The organism is Stenotrophomonas rhizophila, assembly GCF_003751305.1.
Classification (GTDB): Bacteria; Pseudomonadota; Gammaproteobacteria; order Xanthomonadales; family Xanthomonadaceae; genus Stenotrophomonas; species Stenotrophomonas rhizophila_B.
Genome location: NZ_RJKV01000002.1, coordinates 742,153 through 760,698 on the forward strand (window position 1 = coordinate 742,153; position 18,546 = coordinate 760,698).

Consider the following 18,546-nt stretch of genomic DNA (forward strand, 5'->3'; position numbering starts at 1 on the left):
CCCCTGAGAACACGGAATCTAACGGTTTCGCCCGGTCCCTGCCAGACGCGACAACGCTCGAGGTTCCCGGCGCCGGCCAGCGGCCGGCGTTACCGTCCGGGCGGGCGCCGCCTGCTCAGGGCAGGAACAGCTCGACCACATCGTTGGTGAAGCGCCGGCCCAGCTCGGTAGGTATGACCTCATCGCCGGTCACGGTCATCCAGCCCTTGGCCACGGCAATGCGCAGCGGCGCGTCGATCCGGCCCCGGTCCAACCCGGTACGCGATTCGAAATCCTTCAGCGCAAAGCCTTCGTGCAGCCGAAGCAGGTTGAGCATGTACTCGAACGGCAGCCGCTCGGCGCTGATCACATCGTCGCCGCCGATCGAGGCTGCGGTCCCGGCCGTGTCCATGAAGGTCTGCGGATGCTTGTGCTTCCAGCGGCGCAGCACGTGTTCTTCAGCACCGCTGCTGATCTTGCCGTGTGCACCGGCGCCGATCCCCAGGTAATCGCCGAAGCGCCAGTAATTGAGGTTGTGCTGGCTCTGCCGGCCCGGTTTTGCGTAGGCGCTGACCTCGTACTGCGCGTAGCCGGCCTCGGCCAGCATCTGCTGGCAGTGCTCCTGGATGTCCCACGCCGAATCTTCGTCCGGGATGCCCTGCGGCGGCCGCGCGAAGAACACGGTGTTGGGCTCCAGGGTGAGCTGGTAATGCGACATATGCGTGGGCTGCAGCGCGAAGGCACGCTCCAGATCATGCTCGGCCTGGGCCAGCGTCTGCTGCGGCAGCGCGTACATCAGGTCGATGTTGAAGTTGTCGTAGCCGGCGTCCTGCGCCAGCTTCACCGCCCGCTCGGCCTCGCCACTGTCGTGGATGCGGCCCAGGCGCTTGAGCGCCTCGTCGTTGAAGGTCTGGATGCCGAAGCTGATCCGGTTCACACCGGCGGCGCGGTAACGGTCGAAACGGCCGTGCTCGGCGGTGCCCGGGTTGGTCTCCAGGGTCACCTCCAGGTTTGGTGCGAAGCGCAGCCGGGCCGACGCCGCCTGCAGGAAGCGGTCGATCGCCTCCGGCGGGAACAGGCTTGGCGTGCCGCCACCGAAGAACACGCTGCTCACCACCCGGCCCCACACGAGCGGCAGGTCCTGATCGAGATCGCGGATCAACGCGTCGATGTAAGCCTCGAACGGCAGCTCGCCCTTGGCCGCATGCGAGTTGAAATCGCAGTACGGGCATTTGCGCACGCACCACGGCAGATGCACATACAGCGCCAGCGGCGGCGTAACCAACCGCGGGGCGTGGTCGTGATCGCCCGTGCAGGCTTCGCCGGGCAGGTGGGAGCAGTGGTCGTGTGCCATCAGATCAGGGCGGGCAGCTTCTGCTTGAGCAGCTGCAGGGCTTTGGCGCGGTGGCTCATCGCGTTCTTCAGGTCCGGTGCCATTTCAGCTGCGGTCTGCGCCAGCACCGGGTCGAGGAACAGCGGGTTGTAGCCGAAGCCGTGGCTGCCACGCAGCTCATCGAGGATCACGCCCTCCCAGCTGCCTTCGCAGATCAGCGGCTGCGGGTCGTTGGCATGGCGCAGCAGCACGATCACCGCATAGAAGCGGGCCGTGCGGCGATCGGCCGGTACGTCGCGCATCGCCTCGAGCAGCTTGGCGTTGTTGGCGGCATCGTTGGTCGGGCTGCCGGCATAGCGCGCGCTGTACAGGCCGGGGGCGCCGTCGAGGGCATCCACGATCAGGCCCGAGTCGTCGGCCAGCGCGGGCAGGCCGGTGCTTTCGCAGGCGTGGCGCGCTTTGATCAGGGCATTCTCGACGAAGGTCAGGCCGGTTTCCGGGACGTCGCTGACGCCCAGTTCGCCCTGCGCCACGATCTCCAGCGGCAGGCCGCCGAGCATGGCCTGCAGTTCCTTCAGTTTGCCGGCGTTGCCGCTGGCCAGGACCAGTTTCATTGCTTGGGCTCCAGCAGATCCCACGTGTTGCCGTACAGATCGCGGAATACCGCGACCGTCGCGTAGACCTCCTCGCGTGGGGTTTCGAGGAAGACCACGCCACGCGCGGTCATCGCCGCGTGGTCGCGCCAGAAATCATCGGTGTTCAGGAAGAAGCCGACCCGGCCACCGGTCTGGTTGCCGATCCGCGCGCGCTGCTCGTCGTTGCTGGCGCGTGCCAGCAGCAGGGCCGCCGCGCTGCCATCGCCCGGCCCGACCACCACCCAGCGCTTGTCGCCCTGGTCGATGTCATTGATCAGGCTGAAGCCCAGCGCGCCGGTGTACCAGGCGATCGCCTCGTCGTAGTCGGCTACCACCAGGGTGGTCAGGGCGATGCGACGGTTCATGCCTTGGCCAGGGCCGCCTGCTGCGCAGCGAACAGATCCTTGATGCCCTTTTCGGCCAGCACCAGCAGCGCATCCAGTTCATCGCGGCGGAAGGCATGGCCTTCGGCGGTGCCCTGCAGTTCGATGAAACCGCCACCGTCGTTCATCACAACGTTCATGTCGGTATCGCAGTCGCTGTCTTCGGCGTAATCCAGATCCAGCACCGGGGTGCCGCGGTACACGCCGACCGACACCGCCGCGACGGCGCCGAAGATCGGGTTGCGCTTGATGTCGCCGCGCTTGATCAGGAAGTTCACCGCATCCACCAGGGCCACGTAGGCGCCGGTGATGGCCGCGGTACGGGTGCCGCCATCGGCCTGCAGCACATCGCAGTCCAGGGTGATGGTGCGCTCGCCGAGTGCGCCGCGGTCGATGCAGGCGCGCAGCGTGCGGCCGATCAGGCGCTGGATTTCCAGAGTGCGGCCACCCTGCTTGCCGCGGGCGGCTTCGCGGTCGTTACGGGTGTGGGTCGAACGCGGCAGCATGCCGTACTCGGCGGTCACCCAGCCTTCGCCCTTGCCACGCAGGAAGCCCGGCACGCGGTTTTCCACGCTGGCCGTGCACAGCACGCGGGTCTCGCCGAAGCTGACCAGGACCGAGCCCTCGGCGTGACGGGTGAAGGCGCGCTCGATGCGCACTTCGCGCAGCTGGTCGGCCTGGCGGCCACTGGGACGGGAATCAGTCATGCTCAAGTTCCGGTAAGACGGGGGATGCGGGGCCACGCCCGGGCCGGGGACCGGCGGGCGAGGAGGCTCTAAGGAGACCGCTAGGGTACCATTTGCACTTTGAGAGCACCGGAAACCCGCATGATTCGAAGCATGACCGCCTATGCCAACGGCGAGCGCGCCACCCGCTGGGGCACGCTGGCCTGTGAGCTGCGCTCGGTCAACCACCGGTTCCTGGAGGTCGGCGTCCGCCTGCCTGAAGAACTGCGTGCGTTGGAGCCGCACCTGCGCGAGCGCGTCGCTTCCCGCTGCAGCCGCGGCAAGATCGATCTGGTCATGCGCCTGCGTGCGCCGGAGGTCACCGGTGCGCTGGTGGTCAACGATGCGCTGCTGGGCCAGCTCGGTGAGCTGGCGACCCGGCTGTCCTCGGGCTTCCCGAGCCTGCAGGTGAGCTTCACCGAACTGCTGCAGATGCCGGGTGTGATGCAGGGCGAGGCGGTCGATGCCGCCGCGCTGCATGCCGAAGCCCTGGCGCTGCTGGATACGGCGCTGGACGGCTTCGTCGCCGCGCGTGAGCGTGAAGGCGACAAGCTGGCCACCGCGATCCAGGAGCGCGTGGACAGCATCGAGCGCATCGCTGCCGAGGTCACCACCCTGATCCCGCTGATCCGCGAAGGCCAGCGCACCAAGCTGGCGGCCCGCCTGGCCGACCTGCCGCACCCGGTCGATCCCGGCCGTGCCGAGCAGGAGCTGGTGATGTGGCTGCAGAAGCTGGACGTGGATGAGGAGCTGGACCGCCTGGGCAGCCACATCGCCGAGATCCGCCGCGTCTTCAAGCAGCGTGAGCCGGTCGGCCGCCGCCTGGACTTCCTGCTGCAGGAGTTCAACCGCGAGGCCAACACGCTGGGCTCCAAATCGGTGGACAGCCGCACCTCCAATGCCGCCGTCGAGCTGAAGGTGCTGATCGACCAGATCCGCGAACAGGTGCAGAACATCGAATGAGCAGCTCGATCCCGCCCGTCGGCGCGCCTGCGCGCGGCACGCTGTACATCGTGGCCGCGCCTTCCGGGGCCGGCAAAAGCAGCATCGTCAACGCCACCCTGGCCCGCGACCCGCAGATCGCCCTGTCGATCTCGTTCACCTCGCGCGCCACGCGCCCGGGTGAGATCAATGGCGAGCACTACCACTTCGTCAGCGCCGAGGAATTCGAGCGGATGATCGCCGCCGGTGACTTCTTCGAACATGCCTGGGTGCATGGCGACTGGAAGGGCACCGCGCGGCAGTCGGTCGAGCCGCAGCTGTCGGCCGGCCAGGACGTGCTGCTGGAAATCGATTGGCAGGGCGCCCAGCAGGTCCGCCAGCTGGTGCCGGGCACGGTCACCGTGTTCATCCTGCCGCCGTCCAAACAGGCGCTGCAGGACCGGATGCGCAAGCGCGGGCAGGACAGCGAGGCGGTGATCGCCCAGCGCTTGTCCGCCGCGCGTGAAGAAATGCTGCACTTCAACGACTTCGACTACGTGATCGTCAACGAGGTTTTCGAGACCGCGGTGGACGAACTGTGTGCCATCTTCACGGCCAGCCGCCTGCGCCGGGAAGCCCAGAAGGTCCGCCACGCGGGCCTCATCCAGGCCCTGCTGACCCAGGATCCGGCCACAAGCGACTGATTCTCAACGGGGTGCTAGCCGGTTGGCTTGATTTTGTCCAGCCCTGGCCGGTACAATCCGTCCCCTTTCCCTCATTCGATTGAGCAGCCCTCACCGGCTGCCGGGAGCCCGCATGGCCCGCATCACCGTAGAAGATTGTCTGGAAGTCGTGAACAACCGTTTCGAACTGGTCATGATGGCGTCCAAGCGCGCCCGTCAGCTGGCCAATGGCGTCCAGGCCACCCTGGACAACAGCGAAACCGAAGACAAGCCGACCGTGCTGGCGCTGCGCGAAATTGCCGCCCGCAAGATCGACAACGCCCTGATCGACGAAGTCGAGAAGGCCGAGCGCGAGCGTGCCGAGCGTGAAGCACTGGAATGGGCCGCTGCTGAAGTCGTCGCCGACGAAGACATGTCCAAGAACGACGACTGATCGCCGCGCGCGTCCGTTGTTGTTGCTGCGAACAGCCCGCCTTTTGGCGGGCTGTTTCGTTTGTGCCGCCAGTGGCTGCGGTGAGGGCATGTTGTTGCAGGTGAAACTCCCTGTTCAGGATTTGCCGATATCACGCCGCTGGCATAGTCTTTGAGCATGAACCCAGGCCCCACTGCCAAGGTCGCCACGCCCGCCGGCGCGGCCGTACCCGACTATGTCCTCCAGCTTGAGCGCGCAGCGCACTATCTGCCGCCCGACCAACTGCCACTGCTGCGCCGCGCCTGGGAAGTAGGCGCCGCCGCGCATGCCGGCCAGACCCGCAAGTCGGGCGAGCCCTACATCACCCATCCGGTCGCCGTTGCCCAGGTGCTGGCCGAGCTCGGCCTGGACGTGGAGGCGCTGATCGCCGCGATCCTGCACGACACCATCGAAGACACGCCGCTGACCCGCGAGGAGCTGGCCGCCGAGTTCGGCGAAGCCGTGGCCGAACTGGTCGATGGCGTCACCAAGCTGGACAAGCTGAAGTTCCGCGACCGCCAGGAGGCGGCCGCCGAGAGCTTCCGCAAGATGCTGCTGGCGATGTCGCGCGACCTGCGCGTGATCATGATCAAGCTGGCTGACCGCCTGCACAACATGCGTACGCTGGGCGCGCAGAGCCGCGAAGCACGCGGCCGCATCGCCCGCGAAACGCTGGAAATCTACGCCCCGATCGCGCAGCGGCTGGGCATGAGCCTGGTCAAGAGCGAGTTGCAGAACCTCGGCTTCAAGGCGCTGTACCCGTGGCGCCACGCGATCCTGGAAAAACACATCCGCAGCCAGCCGGTGGTGCGCCGCGAGGCCATGGCGCAGGTGGAGGTGCAGTTGAGCCAGCGCCTGGCCAAGGAAGGGCTGGAGCATCGCCTGGTCAGCCGCATCAAGACCCCGTGGAGCATCTACAACAAGATGCACGACGAGAACAAATCCTTCGACCAGGTCATGGACGTGTTCGGCTTCCGCCTGGTCGTGCGCAACGTGCCCAGTGCCTACCACGCGCTCGGCGCGGTGCATGCCACCTTCAAGCCGCTGGACGGGCGCTTCCGCGATTTCATCGCGATCCCCAAGGCCAACGGCTACCAGTCGCTGCACACGGTGCTGTTCGGGCCGTACGGCTCGCCGATCGAGGTGCAGATCCGTACCGAGGAAATGGACCTGATCGCCGAGCGAGGCGTGGCCGCGCACTGGACCTACAAGTTCGGTGGCGACTCACCCAACAGCGCACAGAGCCGTGCGCATGCGTGGATCGTGGAGTTGATCGATTCGCAGCGTGCCGCCGGCTCGTCGCTGGAGTTCCTGGACAACGTCAAGGTGGATCTGTTCCCGGACGAGGTCTATCTGTTTACGCCGAAGGGCAAGATCCTGGCGCTGCCGCGCAATTCCACGGCGCTGGATTTCGCGTATGCGGTGCATACCGATGTGGGCAACATGGCGGTGGCCTCGCGCGTGGACAAGAAGCTGGTTCCGCTGCGCACCAAGCTGGTCAGTGGGCAGACGGTGGAAGTGATCACCGCGCGTTCGGCCACGCCCAAGCCGCAGTGGCTGGAGTTCGTGGTCAGTTCCAAGGCGCGCACGGCGATCCGTCACCAGCTCAAGCAGCTGGAGCACGAGGACGCGGTGCAGCTGGGTCATCGGATGCTGGACCGCGCGCTGGAGGCGATGGACAGCTCGCTGGAGCGGCTGCCGAAGGGGCGCCTGGATGCGTTCCTGGCCGAGCACCGGTATCCGCGCCTGGAGGCCCTGCTGGCCGAAGTGGCGCTGGGCAACTGGATGCCGAACCAGGCCGCGCAGGCGCTGATGGCGTATGCAGAGCTGCGCGGTGGGGCGCATTCGAAGCATTCGCAGGAAAAGATCCTGATCAATGGCAGCGAGCGCGGAGTAGTGAGCTTCGCGAACTGTTGCCAGCCGATTCCGGGCGACGACATCATGGGCTACCACACGGCCGGCAAGGGCATCGTGGTGCACCGTCTGGACTGCCCGAACCTGGCCGAGCTGCGCAAGTCGCCGGAGCGCTGGGTGCCGATCGGGTGGGATACGACGGTGTCGGGGGATTACGACACGTCGTTGATCGTCGAGGTGGAGAACGGGACCGGTGTGCTGGCGCAGTTGGCGGCGGCGATCGCGCAGAGCCATTCGAACATCGAGCGCGTGGATTATCTGGACCGCGATTTCAATGCGGCGGTGCTGGCGTTCAATATCCAGGTGCGCGATCGCAACCATCTGGCGGAAGTGATGCGGCGTCTGCGGCGGTTGTCGGTGGTGCAGTCGGTGCGGCGCCAGTAACCCATCCGCCTGCCGAGGGTGGCTGAGCGCTTGCATGGGTAGAGCCGACCGTTGGTCGGCTGGCTTCGCGTGGCGCGGCGCGGCGATGATCCTGATTAGGCACTGCGAACCGCGGCTCACGTGCGCCTGCTTCCTGCGTGGGGGAGGTGACGGGCAGGCCGGGGCGGGACCCGCTGCAAGTACGTCCCTGTAAGCTCGTGTGTTGCCATCCATGGCAACACACGGTCCCGCCCCGGCCCACCCGTCACCTCCCTTCCAAGGCAGGCGGGGGTGCGGAGAGCGGTGGCGTGGCTACCGCGAACGGATGGGTCATTGGCGCTGCGCGGTTGGGGGGCGTCCACGCATGGCGTGGCGCTACCCGCGGGGGCGCTACAATTGCGTTCCCCCTTTTGAATCGTGGAGCTTCCATGTCCCGTCAGATCATTACCAGTGCCAAGGCCCCGGCGGCCATCGGTCCGTATTCGCAGGCCGTGCGTGCGGGCAATACCGTGTATTTCTCGGGCCAGATTCCGCTGGATCCGGCCACCGGTGACATCGTGGGTGTGGGCGATATCGAGGCGCAGGCGCGTCGTGCGTTCGACAACCTGAAGGCCGTGGCCGAAGAGGCCGGTGGTTCGCTGGATCAGATCGTGCGTCTGGGCCTGTACCTGACCGATCTGGGCGAGTTCGCCAAGGTCAATGCGGTCATGCAGGATTACTTCAAGGCGCCGTTCCCGGCACGTTCGACCATCGAAGTGGCGGGTCTGCCGAAGGCCGCCAACTTCGAAGTCGATGCGGTGATGGTGCTCGACCAGGCCTGACGTGGCGCGGTCACGGGCTCCTGCACCGGCGCTGGCCGCAGCCGGGGAGGCATCGTTGTCGATGCTCTCCGGTATCGGGCCGGCGGTGGCGATCAAGCTGGCCGCCCGTGGCCTGTCGTCGCTGCAGGATCTGTGGCTGCATCTGCCGCTGCGCTATGAAGACCGTACCCGGCTGACCACCATTGCCCAGTTGCAGCCGGGTGTGGCGGCGCAGGTGGAGGGGCGGGTGAGTGCGGTCGAGCGCGGGTTCCGCTATCGGCCGGTGCTCAAGGTCGCGATCGAGGATGATTCGTACGGCACGCTGGTGCTGCGTTTCTTCCACTTCCGCGCCCAGCAGGTCGCGCAGTTTGCCGTGGGCACGCGCATCCGCTGCTACGGCACCGCCAAGCCCGGCCATCACGGGCTGGAGATCGTCCACCCCAGTTACCGGGTGATGGGCGGCAATGAAGAGGATGCGCTGGGCGACAGCCTCGATCCGGTCTATCCGGCGGTCGAGGGAGTCGGGCCGGCGACGATGCGTAAATTCATCGGGCTGGCGCTGGACAAGTTGCCGGAAGAATCCACGCTGGAACTGCTGCCAGCCGGTTGGTTGTCGGGGCTGGGGTTGCCCTCGCTGCGCAGTGCGCTGCTGACCGTGCACCGCCCACCGCCGGACGCCGATCTGGTGGCGCTGGCCGCGGGCCGGCATCCGGCTCAACGCCGGTTGGCCATCGAAGAATTGCTGGCACACCACCTGAGTCTGCGCCGGCAGCGCATGGCGTTGCAGGCGCACCACGCGCCATCGCTGCGCGGGCAGGGTGCGTTGGTCGCACAGCTGCGCGACAGCCTGCCGTTCCAGCTGACCGGTGCGCAGCAGCGCGTGTTCGAGCAGATCCGCAAGGACCTCGCCAAGGCGCATCCGATGCTGCGGCTGGTGCAGGGTGACGTCGGCTCGGGCAAGACCGTGGTGGCCGCGTTGGCGGCGATGCTGGCGGTAGAGCGGGGCAAGCAGGTCGCATTGGCCGCACCCACCGAGCTGCTCGCCGAGCAGCATATGAACAATCTGCGCGCCTGGCTGGAGCCGTTGGGCGTGCGGACCGCATGGCTGGCCGGCAAGGTCACCGGCAAGGCGCGCACCAAGGTATTGGCCGAGGTCGCCTCGGGCGAGGCGCAGGTGGTGGTCGGTACGCACGCGCTGATGCAGGACAGTGTGGTGTTCAAGGATCTCGCGCTGGCGATCGTCGATGAGCAGCACCGTTTCGGCGTACACCAGCGGCTGGCGCTGCGCGACAAGGGCGCGGACGGGCGCAGCGTGCCGCACCAACTGGTGATGACCGCGACACCGATTCCGCGCACCCTGGCGATGTCCGAGTACGCCGATCTGGATATCTCGGCGATCGATGAGCTGCCGCCGGGGCGTACGCCGGTGCAGACCGTGGCGCTCAACAATGATCGCCGGCCGGAGCTGATCGAACGCATCGCGGTGGCCTGCCGCGAAGGCCAGCAGGTGTACTGGGTCTGCACGCTGATCGAGGAAAGCGAAGAGCTCGATGCGACACCCGCCCAGGCCACGTTCGAATCGTTGCAGGCGCTGCTGCCGGGCGTGCGCGTGGGGCTGGTGCACGGGCGGCTGAAGGCGAGTGAGAAACTCGCCACGATGGTTGCCTTCAAGGCCGGTGAGATCGATCTGCTGGTGGCCACCACGGTGATCGAAGTGGGCGTGGACGTGCCCAACGCGTCGTTGATGATCATCGAGAACGCCGAGCGTCTCGGCCTGGCGCAGCTGCACCAGCTGCGCGGCCGGGTAGGGCGCGGCTCGGCCGTGTCGCGGTGCGTGCTGTTGTACCAAGCGCCGCTGTCGAACATGGCGCGCGAGCGGCTGGAAACGATGCGGCAGACCAACGATGGCTTCCTGATCGCCGAGAAGGATCTGGAGCTGCGCGGCCCGGGCGAACTGCTGGGCACACGACAGACCGGCCTGGCCGGCTTCAGGATGGCCGATCTGGCCCGCGACGCGGATCTGCTGCCGGGCGTGCATGACCTTGCCGAGCGGCTGCTGGCCGAGGCACCTGACGTGGCCGATCAGGTGGTGCGGCGCTGGATCGGCACGGCCGTGCGGTACGCGTCGGCATAAACCGCGGGCGGTCGGCAGGGGGGGGGGCGAAGGCCGGCACACGTCCCTCCACGATCAGAGCCGCGAAGTGGCCCATCCGATTGCGGTCGAGTAATCGAAGCAGGAGCCACGCACATTCAAGGCCCGTCGGCTTTGTGGCCAACGTGAGGCGTCGGCGGGCGCCGCCTTGTATTTGTCATGACAGGGTGCGAAAGTCCCTTGCCGATTATCAAGACGGCAACGATGAGCAAGAAGATTCCGCTGTTGATCGACACCGACCCCGGTGTCGATGATGCCCTGGCCCTGTTGATGGCCTTCGCCGATGAGCGCCACGATATCGTTGGCCTGACCATCGCCGCCGGCAACGTAGGCCTGGACCACACAGTCCGCAATGCCCTGAAACTGTGCGAAGTGGCTGGCCGCGACGACGTGCCGGTCTACGCCGGTACCGCCGACCCGCTGCTGCACCCCTCCGTCGATGCCGCCCATGTGCACGGCGCCGATGGCTTTGGCGATGTGAACCTGCCGGCCGCCAAGCGCCAGGCCGAGGCCGAGCACGCCGCGCTGGCGATCCTGCGCCTGTCGCACGAATACGCCGGTGAGCTGTTCCTGGTCGCACTCGGCCCGCTGACCAACCTGGCGCTGGCCCTGAAGCTCGACCCGACCCTGCCGCAGCGCGTGAAGCGCTTCCTGGTCATGGGTGGGGCGGTGACCTGCCACGGCAACATCACCCCGGCCGCCGAGTTCAACATCGCCTTCGATCCGGAGGCGGCGCACATCGTGTTCACCGGCTTCCCGCACATCGAAGTGGCCGACTGGGAGGCCACCGTGGCCCACGGCCTGCTGCACGCGGACGTCGAGCAGTGGCTGGCGGCCGACAGCGACAAGGCCCGTTTCTACGAGCTGATCTCGCGCCAGACCCGCCTGTGGTCCGAAGACAGCCGTGGCGAGCGCTGGTACGCCGCCGATGCGCTGGCGATGGCCTGGGCGCTGCAGCCGGAAGGCGCGCTGCGGGTCGAATCGCGTCCGCTGAACGTGGAACTGGCCGGCGTGCACAGCCGGGGTGCTACCATTGTCGACTGGAACCGCCAGACCGGGCAGCCTGACAACACTCAGCTGCTGATGGCCTACGACCAGGGTCGCTTCGAGGCCCAGGTGAGGGCGGCACTCGGCGTCTGATGACGCCGCTGCGGCGGACCTTTCGCACGGTTGATGGACCCGGCTTGCCCTTTGCGGCGGCCGGGACTATAATGCCGCTCTTGACCACCAGCCCTTATTACGGTGCGCGCCCATGAAGGCCGATATTCATCCTGCTTACCGCGACGTGGTTTTCCACGACGTTACCTCTGATTTCAAGATCCTGACCCGTTCGACCATGTCCACCAAGGACACGATCAAGTGGGAAGACGGCAACGAGTATCCGCTCGTCAAGGTTGAAATCTCCTCGGCTTCGCATCCGTTCTACACGGGCAAGCACAAGGTGATCGACACCAGCGGCCGTATCGACAAGTTCCAGAAGCGTTTCGGCAAGCCGGCGCCGACCGCGGCCTGATCTGTCGACGCAGCTGCTTGAAAACAACGGTCGCCTTGGCGGCCGTTGTTTTTTGTTGTTCCCGGTTTACTGAACGCCAGGTGAGGCCTGCATGCCCCGCCGACGGAACGCTGTGTCCGTGCGTTGGCGCGAGCCCTTGCGCGCGCTGGGATGGCGCCTGCGGCGCGGTCTGGAACCTGCGTCTACGACTTCCGTCCTAGGGCGTCGAAAATGTTGCTGTGCGATAATGGCGGGATCCACGATAACGATCGTGGACTTCCTTCACGTGCCTGACCCATGCGCTTGGGCGGGCGCCTTCCCTCGAGGAGCGCACACAGTGTCCGATCTTGATCAGGTCACGCTCAACGCCGGCGAAAAGTCGGTTGTTCTGCCCGTCATCAAACCTACGCTCGGCAACGATTGCGTCGATATCTCGAAGCTGACCAAGGAAACCGGTCTCTTCACGTACGACTCCGGCTTCACCGCCACCGCCAGCTGCAAGTCCGCCATCACCTATATCGACGGTGACAAGGGCGTGCTGCTGTATCGCGGCTATCCCATCGAGCAGCTCTCGGAAAAGTCGAGCTACGTCGAAGTGGCCTACCTGCTGATCAACGGCGAGCGTCCGAGCGCCGAGCAGCTGAAGGCCTTCACCGACGAGCTGGCCGCCGAAGCCGATGTGGATCCGTCGATCAACACGCTGATCGGCAGCTTCGCCAAGGATGCCCATCCGATGGCCATCCTGACCGCCGCCATCGCGCAGCTGTCGGGCATCTACCACGCCTCGCTGGACCTGTCCGACGCCGAACAGCGTCGCCACGCCGCGGTGCGCCTGATCGCCAAGGTGCCGACCCTGTCGGCGCTGATCTACCGCCACGGCAAGGGTCTGCCGGCCAACAAGCCGGACACCTCGCTGGATTACGTCAGCCGCTTCCTGAAGCAGACCTTCGAGTCGGCCGACGGCCAGTACGAGCTGAACCAGGACGTGGTCAAGGCGCTGGACCTGCTGTTCATCCTGCACGCCGACCACGAGCAGAACGCCTCGACCTCGACCGTGCGTCTGGTCGGTTCGACCGGTGCCAACCCGTACGCGTCGGTCGCCGCTGGCGTCACCGCGCTGTGGGGTCCGGCCCACGGCGGTGCCAACGAAGCCGTGCTGAAGATGCTCGAAGAGATCGGTTCGGCCGACAACGTCGAGTCCGCCGTGCTCAAGGCCAAGGACAAGACCTCCGGCTTCCGCCTGATGGGCTTCGGCCACCGCGTGTACAAGAACTTCGACCCGCGCGCCAAGGTCATCGGCGAGATGACCGGCAAGGTGCTCAAGCAGCTGGGCGTGCAGGATCCGCTGCTGGACGTGGCCGTCAAGCTGGAACAGGCCGCGCTGCAGGACGACTACTTCGTCGCCCGCAAGCTCTACCCGAACGTCGATTTCTACAGTGGCATCATCTACAAGGCGCTGCAGATCCCGACCGAAATGTTCACCGTCATGTTCGCCCTGGGCCGTACCTCCGGCTGGGTGGCGCATTGGCTGGAACAGCAGGTCGATCCGGAAATGAAGATCGGCCGTCCGCGCCAGGTCTACACCGGTAGCGACGTGCGCGACTACCAGGGCTGATCGCTCCGGCAGGTTGTGTTGAAAGCGCCCCGCACTGCGGGGCGTTTTTTTGCCTGTGCGGCTGTGGCTACGTCGTCCGGCGCGTTTCCACATACCGGCTGGGTGCTTCGCCGAGCACGCGGCGGAATGCCGAGGTGAACGCGCTTGGGCTGGCGTATCCCAGATCCAGTGCGATCCGGGTGACCGGCTGCCCGGCACCCAGGCGTTCGATCGCGGCGAGCAGACAGATCTGCTGGCGCCATTCGGCAAACCCCACCCCGGTGTCCGCGCGGAACTGGCGGGTAAAAGTGCGTCGGCTCATACCCGCTTCGGCGGCAACCTCATCGAGCGAGGCGGCGATCGAGGGCGCATCCAACAGCGGCTGGCAGGCGCGCGCCAGGCGCGGGTCGCGGGGCAGCGGTGCATGCAGTGACAGGCGTGGCATCGCGGCGATCTCCGCGACCAGCAACTGCATCAGCCGGCCGGCTCGCCCCTCAAGGTCGTACAGTGCCGGCAGATCGACCGCATCGTCCATCAGGTGCCGCAGCAGCGCCGATACGGCGTACACGCCGCAGCGCGCAGGCAACTGGACCGCCGCCACTTCTTCGGCCGCCACGAACACATTGAGCATCGTGACCGGGCCACGCATCGCCATGGCGTGTGCGACGCCTGCGGGCACCCAGCAGGCACGCCGTGGTGGCACCAGCCAGTGTCCTTCGGGTGTGGTGAGGCTGATGGTGCCGCGCGAGGCGAACGCGAACTGACCGCGCCGATGCGCGTGGTCGGGGAAGACGGATCCGGCGGCGTAGTCATTGGCGGTGACCACCACGGCGCGCGGTAGATCTTCAAAGGGATCGAGCAGGGTATTGCGCATGGCCCGGATTCTATCGCCATCGGCCTGATATCGACGGCGGGCCACGCGCCGACGCCCTACGATCATCGCCCAGCCTTTCTTCCTGACGATGCCGCCATGTCCCCCACCTTTCATCGCGCCGGCACTGGCGCCCATCCTGTCCTGGTCCTGCACGGCTGGTTTGGCGACGCGCATGCGTTCGACCCCATCGAACCGTGGCTGTCCGGTGAGGAGTTCACCTATGTGTTCATGGACTGCCGCGGCTACGGCGGGATGCGCGATGTGCGTGGCAACTACACCATCGACGAGATCGCCAACGACGCGCTGACCTTGGCCGACACGCTGGGCATCGAGACCTTCAGCCTGATCGGGCATTCGATGGGCGGCATGGCCATCGAGCGGATCGCGGTGCTCGCCCCGGATCGCGTGCGCGCGCTGGTCGCCGTTGCGCCCGTGCCGTGCGGTGGCATCGCCTACGATTCACCGACGCGGCAGTTGCTTGAAGCGGCCGCGGGCAGCGTGAGCATCCGCCGTGGCATCATCGATCGCAGCACCGGTGGGCGGTTGCCCGCCGCGTGGCTGGACTGGAAGGCGCAGTACTCGATGGCGCACGCGTCGCCGGAGGCATTCGCCGGTTACTTCCCGGCCTGGGCTGATACCGACTTCAGCGCGGAGATCGTCGGCCGGCATCCGGTGAAAGTGCTTATCGGCGAGCACGATCCGGTGTTCAACGCGGCCTTCATGGAAAGGACCTACCTGAGCCGCTATCGGCAGGCGACCCTGGAGGTGCTGGAAAGTGCGGGTCACTACCCGATGAACGAAACGCCGTTGGCCTTGGTTGCGGCGATCGAGCGCTTTCTGGTCCCGTTCGCCGAGGCCTGAAGGAGGCCGCGCGTAGTCTCATCCACGGCCCAGGTAACCCTCGATCTCGCTGTCAGCCAGCAGCTCACGCAACTGCGTGGCCGACGCGCGCCGCATCGGCTTTTCATCGATGGCCGATAGCGGCGGTTGGCGCAGGCCATCGTAAGGCAGCACGGCGATGTCGAAGGTCAGGTCCTCGGCACTGAATACCCAGACCGGCGCATCCAGGCTGCGTTCGCGGTCCAGCCGCAGCCGGCGTGTGCGCGATTCGGCCGGGATGCCATGTTCATCGAGGTAGCGCTGCACGGCATCGGCATCGTCGCTGTGCACCTGCAGCTGCACGGGGCTGTTGGCATCGGCGGTGCCGTCCAGCACCGGGCCGCACAGGCGCGGTGAGAAGGCGCGCAGGAAGTCCATCGCGCGCAGGGCGGCCTCACGGCGTTGACGCAGCTGTGCGCCATGGTCGGCACCGGCGAACAGACGCTGATACTCGCGCAGGGCGTCTTCGATCTCGGTGTTGCGGGGCAGGGAGGCATCGTCATGGATGCCGAGCCGGGTGGCGGCCTTGAGCTTGGCCTGGTGATAGTCGCGGATGCCGCCCTCGGCCATCAGACGGGCGGCTTCATGCGCCAGCTGGTGGCGACGCTCACGGGTCTGGGTGGCTGCATGCTGACGGGCTCGATGCATGACCGGTACTCCTTGGCGACCTGCACGGCAATGTACACCGGCGATGTGACAGGCAGGTAGAGCCAGCCCATGGCTGGCTGTGCCTGCGTTCAAGGGTTACGTGCAGCCACCCATGGGGTGGCTCTACCGTGGCGATGGGGCGGACGATACGCGGCGGCGCCGGGCGAACCCGGCGCATGCGGTCAGAAGATATCGAACGCGGCGTCGTCGGCCTGCGGGGTCTGGCTGTTGAAGTCGTACTCCTCCAGCTTCTCCATATCCTCCACCTTGACCCACTCGGTGGCGCCGTTGAGCGTGGCCTGGACCATGCCCGAAGGCGGCTCGTTCTGCGCGATCGGGGTGTCCTTCAGCGCGACGCGCATGTACTCGATCCAGATCGGCAGCGCGGCGCGGCCGCCGTACTCGCGGTAGCCCAGCGAGCGGAAGTCGTCGCGGCCCACCCACACGGTGGTCGCGTAGGGGCCACCGAAACCGGAGAACCAGGCGTCGCGGTGATCGTTGGTCGAGCCGGTCTTGCCGCCCACGTCTTCGCGGCCGAGCACCTTGGCCGCGGTGCCGGTGCCGCGCTGGACCACGTCGCGCATCATCGAGTTGAGCTGGTACGCGGTACGGGCATCGATCGCACGCGGGGCGACCTTGGCATCCGGGTTGACCGGTACCGGTGCTTCGACGGCGGCCGCCTGCTGCGGCTTGGCTGGTGCGGCGTTCGCCGCGGGCGCGGAGCCGAAGTTGAAGCCGTCCACGACCTGGCTGACCGGCACGCCGCTGCTGCCGGCGCAGTCGCGGCAGGCGATGGCCGGGTTTTCCTTGAACACTTCCACGCCGTCACGGTCGGTGACCCGGTCGATCAGCCAGGTGTCCACGCGCGAGCCGCCGTTGGCGAACACCGCATAGCCGCGCGCCACCGAGAGCGGGGTCAGCGACGCGGTGCCCAGCGACATCGACAGGTTCGGCGGCAGCTCGGCCTCGGCGAAGCCGAACTCGCTGATGTACTTGCGCGCGTAATCCACGCCCATGCCATCGAGCAGGCGCACCGAGACCAGGTTGCGCGACTGCACCAGCGCTTCACGCAGCCGCATCGGGCCGCGGAAGCCGCCGCCGTCGTTCTGCGGCGACCAGGTCTTGCCGCGGCGGTCGCGGAACACGACGGGGGCGTCGAGCACGATCGAGGCCGGATTGAAGCCCTTGTCGAAGGCGGCCGCGTAGATGAAGGGCTTGAAGCTCGAACCCGGCTGACGGCGCGCCTGGGTGGCACGGTTGAACTTGTTGCCGGAGAAGCTGAAGCCGCCGACCAGTGCCTTCAAGGCCCCGTTTTCGGCGTCCAGCGAGACCAGGGCGGCCTGGCCGCGCGGGATCTGGTCGAGCAGCCACTCGCCTTCTTTCTCGCCGGCCCGCACCCGCACGATGTCGCCGCGGGTGACCAGCTTGGCCGGGGTCTTGTTGGTCCAGCGGGCGGCGCTGGCAGGCAGTACCACTTCGCTGCGGTTGCCCAGTACCACGGTGGCGCTGCCATCGGCGGCGGTCGCCGCCACGATCGCCGGCAGCAGGCCGGTCTGGGCCGGGATGCCGGCCAGCTTGAGCGCCAACGCGGCGGCATCGGCGTCAGCCGGCACTTCCACGTGCTGCTCCACCCCGTGCCAGCCGTGGCGGTGGTCGTAGGCCAGCAGGCCATCGCGCACCGACAGGTTGGCCGCGGTCTGCAGTTCGGCATTGATCGTGGTGGTCACGTGGTAACCCTTGTTGACCACGTCGCCGCCGAAGCGGGCAATCATTTCCTGGCGGACCAGCTCGGCCACGTAGGGCGCCTCGACCTGCACCGGCGGCTCATGCGCGGTGGCGTGCATCGGCACGGCCTTGGCCGCGTCGGCCTCGGCCTGGGAGATGAAGCCCAGGCTGGCCATGCGCTGCAGTACATAGAAGTCGCGGCGCTCACGGGCGCGCTCGGGGTTGCTGATCGGGTTGCCGGAGGAGGGGAACTTGGGGATGCCGGCCAGCGAGGCCATTTCGTCCAGGTCCAGCTCGCCCAGCTTCTTGCCGTAGTAGAACTCGGCCGCGGCGGCCACGCCGTAGGCGCGGTTGCCGAAGAAACTCTTGTTCAGGTAGAGCTCGAAGATCTCGTCCTTGCTCAGCTCGCTCTCGATCTTCCGGGCCAGCAGGATCTCGGCCAGCTTTCGGGTGTAGCTGTACTCCGAGCTCAGGAAGAACTGGCGGGCGACCTGCTGGGTGATGGTCGAGCCACCCGGCACGCGCTTGTCGCTGGTGGTGGCCAGCAGCCAGACGGCGCGGCCGATGCCCTTGTAGTCCACCCCGCCGTGCTCGTAGAAGCGGGCATCCTCGGTGGCCAGGAAGGCCTGCTTGAGGCGCTCCGGGACGTCCTTCATGGTGATGGGAGTGCGCCGGGTCTCGCCGAACACCGCCATGAGCTTGCCATCGCTGGCATAGACATACATGGGCTCCTGCATCTCCACGTCGCGCAGGGTCTGCACGTCGGGGAGCTTGGAGGAAATGGCGTAGTAGAGGCCGCCGGCCACCGCAGCGCCGATCAATGCCAGGACCAGGAACGCGACCAGCATCCAGCGCAGCCAACGGCGAAGACGTGTCATCAGTGACAGATTCCGATTGCGAATTTCGTGGTCGCAGAGTATAGATTACGCAAGGGAACGGCTGGGGGTGTTCCCGGGGAGAGCAGTCGATCGCCGTCTGGGGACGCGTGAAACGAG

At 66.8% G+C, this 18,546-nt stretch carries 17 protein-coding genes; 10 read left to right on the forward strand and 7 right to left on the reverse strand.

Features of this window, described 5'->3' with window-relative positions; all coding sequences use genetic code 11:
* Window positions 1-115: 115 nt before the first annotated feature.
* The 4 genes from hemW to rph are packed head-to-tail and all read right to left on the reverse strand — an operon-like array spanning window position 116 to window position 3,037.
* Window positions 116-1,333: a radical SAM family heme chaperone HemW gene (gene hemW / locus EDF74_RS11845; protein WP_123730303.1), complete on the reverse strand. Its 1,218-nt coding sequence runs from the start codon at window positions 1,331-1,333 to the stop codon at window positions 116-118.
* Window positions 1,333-1,926 (reverse strand): RdgB/HAM1 family non-canonical purine NTP pyrophosphatase, encoded by a 594-nt coding sequence (rdgB, locus tag EDF74_RS11850; RefSeq protein WP_184997218.1) that lies wholly within the window; start codon window positions 1,924-1,926, stop codon window positions 1,333-1,335. The genes hemW and rdgB overlap by 1 nt, the downstream gene beginning before the upstream one ends.
* Entirely contained in the window at window positions 1,923-2,312 is a 390-nt protein-coding gene (locus EDF74_RS11855; RefSeq protein ID WP_123730305.1) for a VOC family protein, read from the reverse strand. Before EDF74_RS11855 ends, rdgB begins: the two co-directional genes overlap by 4 nt.
* Entirely contained in the window at window positions 2,309-3,037 is a 729-nt protein-coding gene (gene rph / locus EDF74_RS11860) for a ribonuclease PH (RefSeq protein ID WP_123730306.1), read from the reverse strand. The genes EDF74_RS11855 and rph overlap by 4 nt, the downstream gene beginning before the upstream one ends.
* A gap of 120 nt (window positions 3,038-3,157) precedes the next feature.
* Between rph and EDF74_RS11865 the strand changes: the two genes are divergently transcribed.
* The 9 genes from EDF74_RS11865 to EDF74_RS11905 all read left to right on the forward strand — a co-directional run bounded on the left by EDF74_RS11865 (window position 3,158) and on the right by EDF74_RS11905 (window position 13,446).
* The gene (locus tag EDF74_RS11865; RefSeq protein ID WP_121039457.1) at window positions 3,158-4,018 is read left to right on the forward strand and encodes a YicC/YloC family endoribonuclease; all 861 of its coding nucleotides are present in this window, start codon (window positions 3,158-3,160) and stop codon (window positions 4,016-4,018) included.
* Window positions 4,015-4,680 (forward strand): guanylate kinase, encoded by a 666-nt coding sequence (gene gmk, locus EDF74_RS11870; protein ID WP_123730307.1) that lies wholly within the window; start codon window positions 4,015-4,017, stop codon window positions 4,678-4,680. The genes EDF74_RS11865 and gmk overlap by 4 nt, the downstream gene beginning before the upstream one ends.
* 112 nt (window positions 4,681-4,792) lie before the next feature.
* Window positions 4,793-5,092 (forward strand): DNA-directed RNA polymerase subunit omega, encoded by a 300-nt coding sequence (gene rpoZ / locus EDF74_RS11875; protein WP_005410877.1) that lies wholly within the window; start codon window positions 4,793-4,795, stop codon window positions 5,090-5,092.
* 156 nt (window positions 5,093-5,248) lie between these two features.
* Window positions 5,249-7,408 carry a RelA/SpoT family protein gene (locus tag EDF74_RS11880; protein WP_121039451.1) on the forward strand — a complete coding sequence of 720 codons (2,160 nt, stop codon included), beginning with the start codon at window positions 5,249-5,251 and terminating at the stop codon, window positions 7,406-7,408.
* 407 nt (window positions 7,409-7,815) lie between these two features.
* Window positions 7,816-8,208, forward strand: a complete 393-nt coding sequence (locus EDF74_RS11885; protein WP_121039448.1) for a RidA family protein — start codon at window positions 7,816-7,818, stop codon at window positions 8,206-8,208.
* A gap of 1 nt (window position 8,209) precedes the next feature.
* A complete protein-coding gene (gene recG / locus EDF74_RS11890) occupies window positions 8,210-10,321 on the forward strand; it encodes an ATP-dependent DNA helicase RecG (protein WP_123730308.1) in 2,112 nt (703 codons plus the stop codon).
* A 222-nt stretch (window positions 10,322-10,543) separates the two neighbouring features.
* Window positions 10,544-11,479 carry a nucleoside hydrolase gene (locus EDF74_RS11895; RefSeq protein WP_088432679.1) on the forward strand — a complete coding sequence of 312 codons (936 nt, stop codon included), beginning with the start codon at window positions 10,544-10,546 and terminating at the stop codon, window positions 11,477-11,479.
* A 112-nt stretch (window positions 11,480-11,591) separates the two neighbouring features.
* Window positions 11,592-11,852, forward strand: a complete 261-nt coding sequence (locus EDF74_RS11900) for a type B 50S ribosomal protein L31 (protein ID WP_019183873.1) — start codon at window positions 11,592-11,594, stop codon at window positions 11,850-11,852.
* A 226-nt stretch (window positions 11,853-12,078) separates the two neighbouring features.
* Entirely contained in the window at window positions 12,079-13,446 is a 1,368-nt protein-coding gene (locus EDF74_RS11905) for a citrate synthase (RefSeq protein ID WP_428999155.1), read from the forward strand.
* Window positions 13,447-13,513: 67 nt separating this feature from the next.
* Here the strand turns inward: EDF74_RS11905 and EDF74_RS11910 are convergent, their stop codons facing one another.
* Window positions 13,514-14,299 (reverse strand): AraC family transcriptional regulator, encoded by a 786-nt coding sequence (locus tag EDF74_RS11910; protein ID WP_123730310.1) that lies wholly within the window; start codon window positions 14,297-14,299, stop codon window positions 13,514-13,516.
* A gap of 96 nt (window positions 14,300-14,395) precedes the next feature.
* On the opposite strand from EDF74_RS11910, the gene EDF74_RS11915 reads away from it, so the two are divergent.
* Window positions 14,396-15,160 carry an alpha/beta fold hydrolase gene (locus EDF74_RS11915; RefSeq protein WP_123730311.1) on the forward strand — a complete coding sequence of 255 codons (765 nt, stop codon included), beginning with the start codon at window positions 14,396-14,398 and terminating at the stop codon, window positions 15,158-15,160.
* A gap of 18 nt (window positions 15,161-15,178) precedes the next feature.
* Here EDF74_RS11915 and EDF74_RS11920 read toward each other — a convergent pair whose 3' ends face one another.
* Window positions 15,179-15,826: a hypothetical protein gene (locus EDF74_RS11920; protein ID WP_123730312.1), complete on the reverse strand. Its 648-nt coding sequence runs from the start codon at window positions 15,824-15,826 to the stop codon at window positions 15,179-15,181.
* 182 nt (window positions 15,827-16,008) lie between these two features.
* A complete protein-coding gene (locus tag EDF74_RS11925) occupies window positions 16,009-18,429 on the reverse strand; it encodes a penicillin-binding protein 1A (RefSeq protein ID WP_123730313.1) in 2,421 nt (806 codons plus the stop codon).
* Window positions 18,430-18,546: the final 117 nt, after the last annotated feature.

Coding starts and splice junctions, on each gene's coding strand:
- hemW (WP_123730303.1), bottom strand. CDS start 1,333: ATGGCACACGACCACTGCTCCCACCTGCCCGGCGAAGCCTGCACGGGC.
- rdgB (WP_184997218.1), bottom strand. CDS start 1,926: ATGAAACTGGTCCTGGCCAGCGGCAACGCCGGCAAACTGAAGGAACTG.
- EDF74_RS11855 (WP_123730305.1), bottom strand. CDS start 2,312: ATGAACCGTCGCATCGCCCTGACCACCCTGGTGGTAGCCGACTACGAC.
- rph (WP_123730306.1), bottom strand. CDS start 3,037: ATGACTGATTCCCGTCCCAGTGGCCGCCAGGCCGACCAGCTGCGCGAA.
- EDF74_RS11865 (WP_121039457.1), top strand. CDS start 3,158: ATGATTCGAAGCATGACCGCCTATGCCAACGGCGAGCGCGCCACCCGC.
- gmk (WP_123730307.1), top strand. CDS start 4,015: ATGAGCAGCTCGATCCCGCCCGTCGGCGCGCCTGCGCGCGGCACGCTG.
- rpoZ (WP_005410877.1), top strand. CDS start 4,793: ATGGCCCGCATCACCGTAGAAGATTGTCTGGAAGTCGTGAACAACCGT.
- EDF74_RS11880 (WP_121039451.1), top strand. CDS start 5,249: ATGAACCCAGGCCCCACTGCCAAGGTCGCCACGCCCGCCGGCGCGGCC.
- EDF74_RS11885 (WP_121039448.1), top strand. CDS start 7,816: ATGTCCCGTCAGATCATTACCAGTGCCAAGGCCCCGGCGGCCATCGGT.
- EDF74_RS11895 (WP_088432679.1), top strand. CDS start 10,544: ATGAGCAAGAAGATTCCGCTGTTGATCGACACCGACCCCGGTGTCGAT.
- EDF74_RS11900 (WP_019183873.1), top strand. CDS start 11,592: ATGAAGGCCGATATTCATCCTGCTTACCGCGACGTGGTTTTCCACGAC.
- EDF74_RS11905 (WP_428999155.1), top strand. CDS start 12,079: ATGGCGGGATCCACGATAACGATCGTGGACTTCCTTCACGTGCCTGAC.
- EDF74_RS11910 (WP_123730310.1), bottom strand. CDS start 14,299: ATGCGCAATACCCTGCTCGATCCCTTTGAAGATCTACCGCGCGCCGTG.
- EDF74_RS11915 (WP_123730311.1), top strand. CDS start 14,396: ATGTCCCCCACCTTTCATCGCGCCGGCACTGGCGCCCATCCTGTCCTG.
- EDF74_RS11920 (WP_123730312.1), bottom strand. CDS start 15,826: ATGCATCGAGCCCGTCAGCATGCAGCCACCCAGACCCGTGAGCGTCGC.
- EDF74_RS11925 (WP_123730313.1), bottom strand. CDS start 18,429: ATGACACGTCTTCGCCGTTGGCTGCGCTGGATGCTGGTCGCGTTCCTG.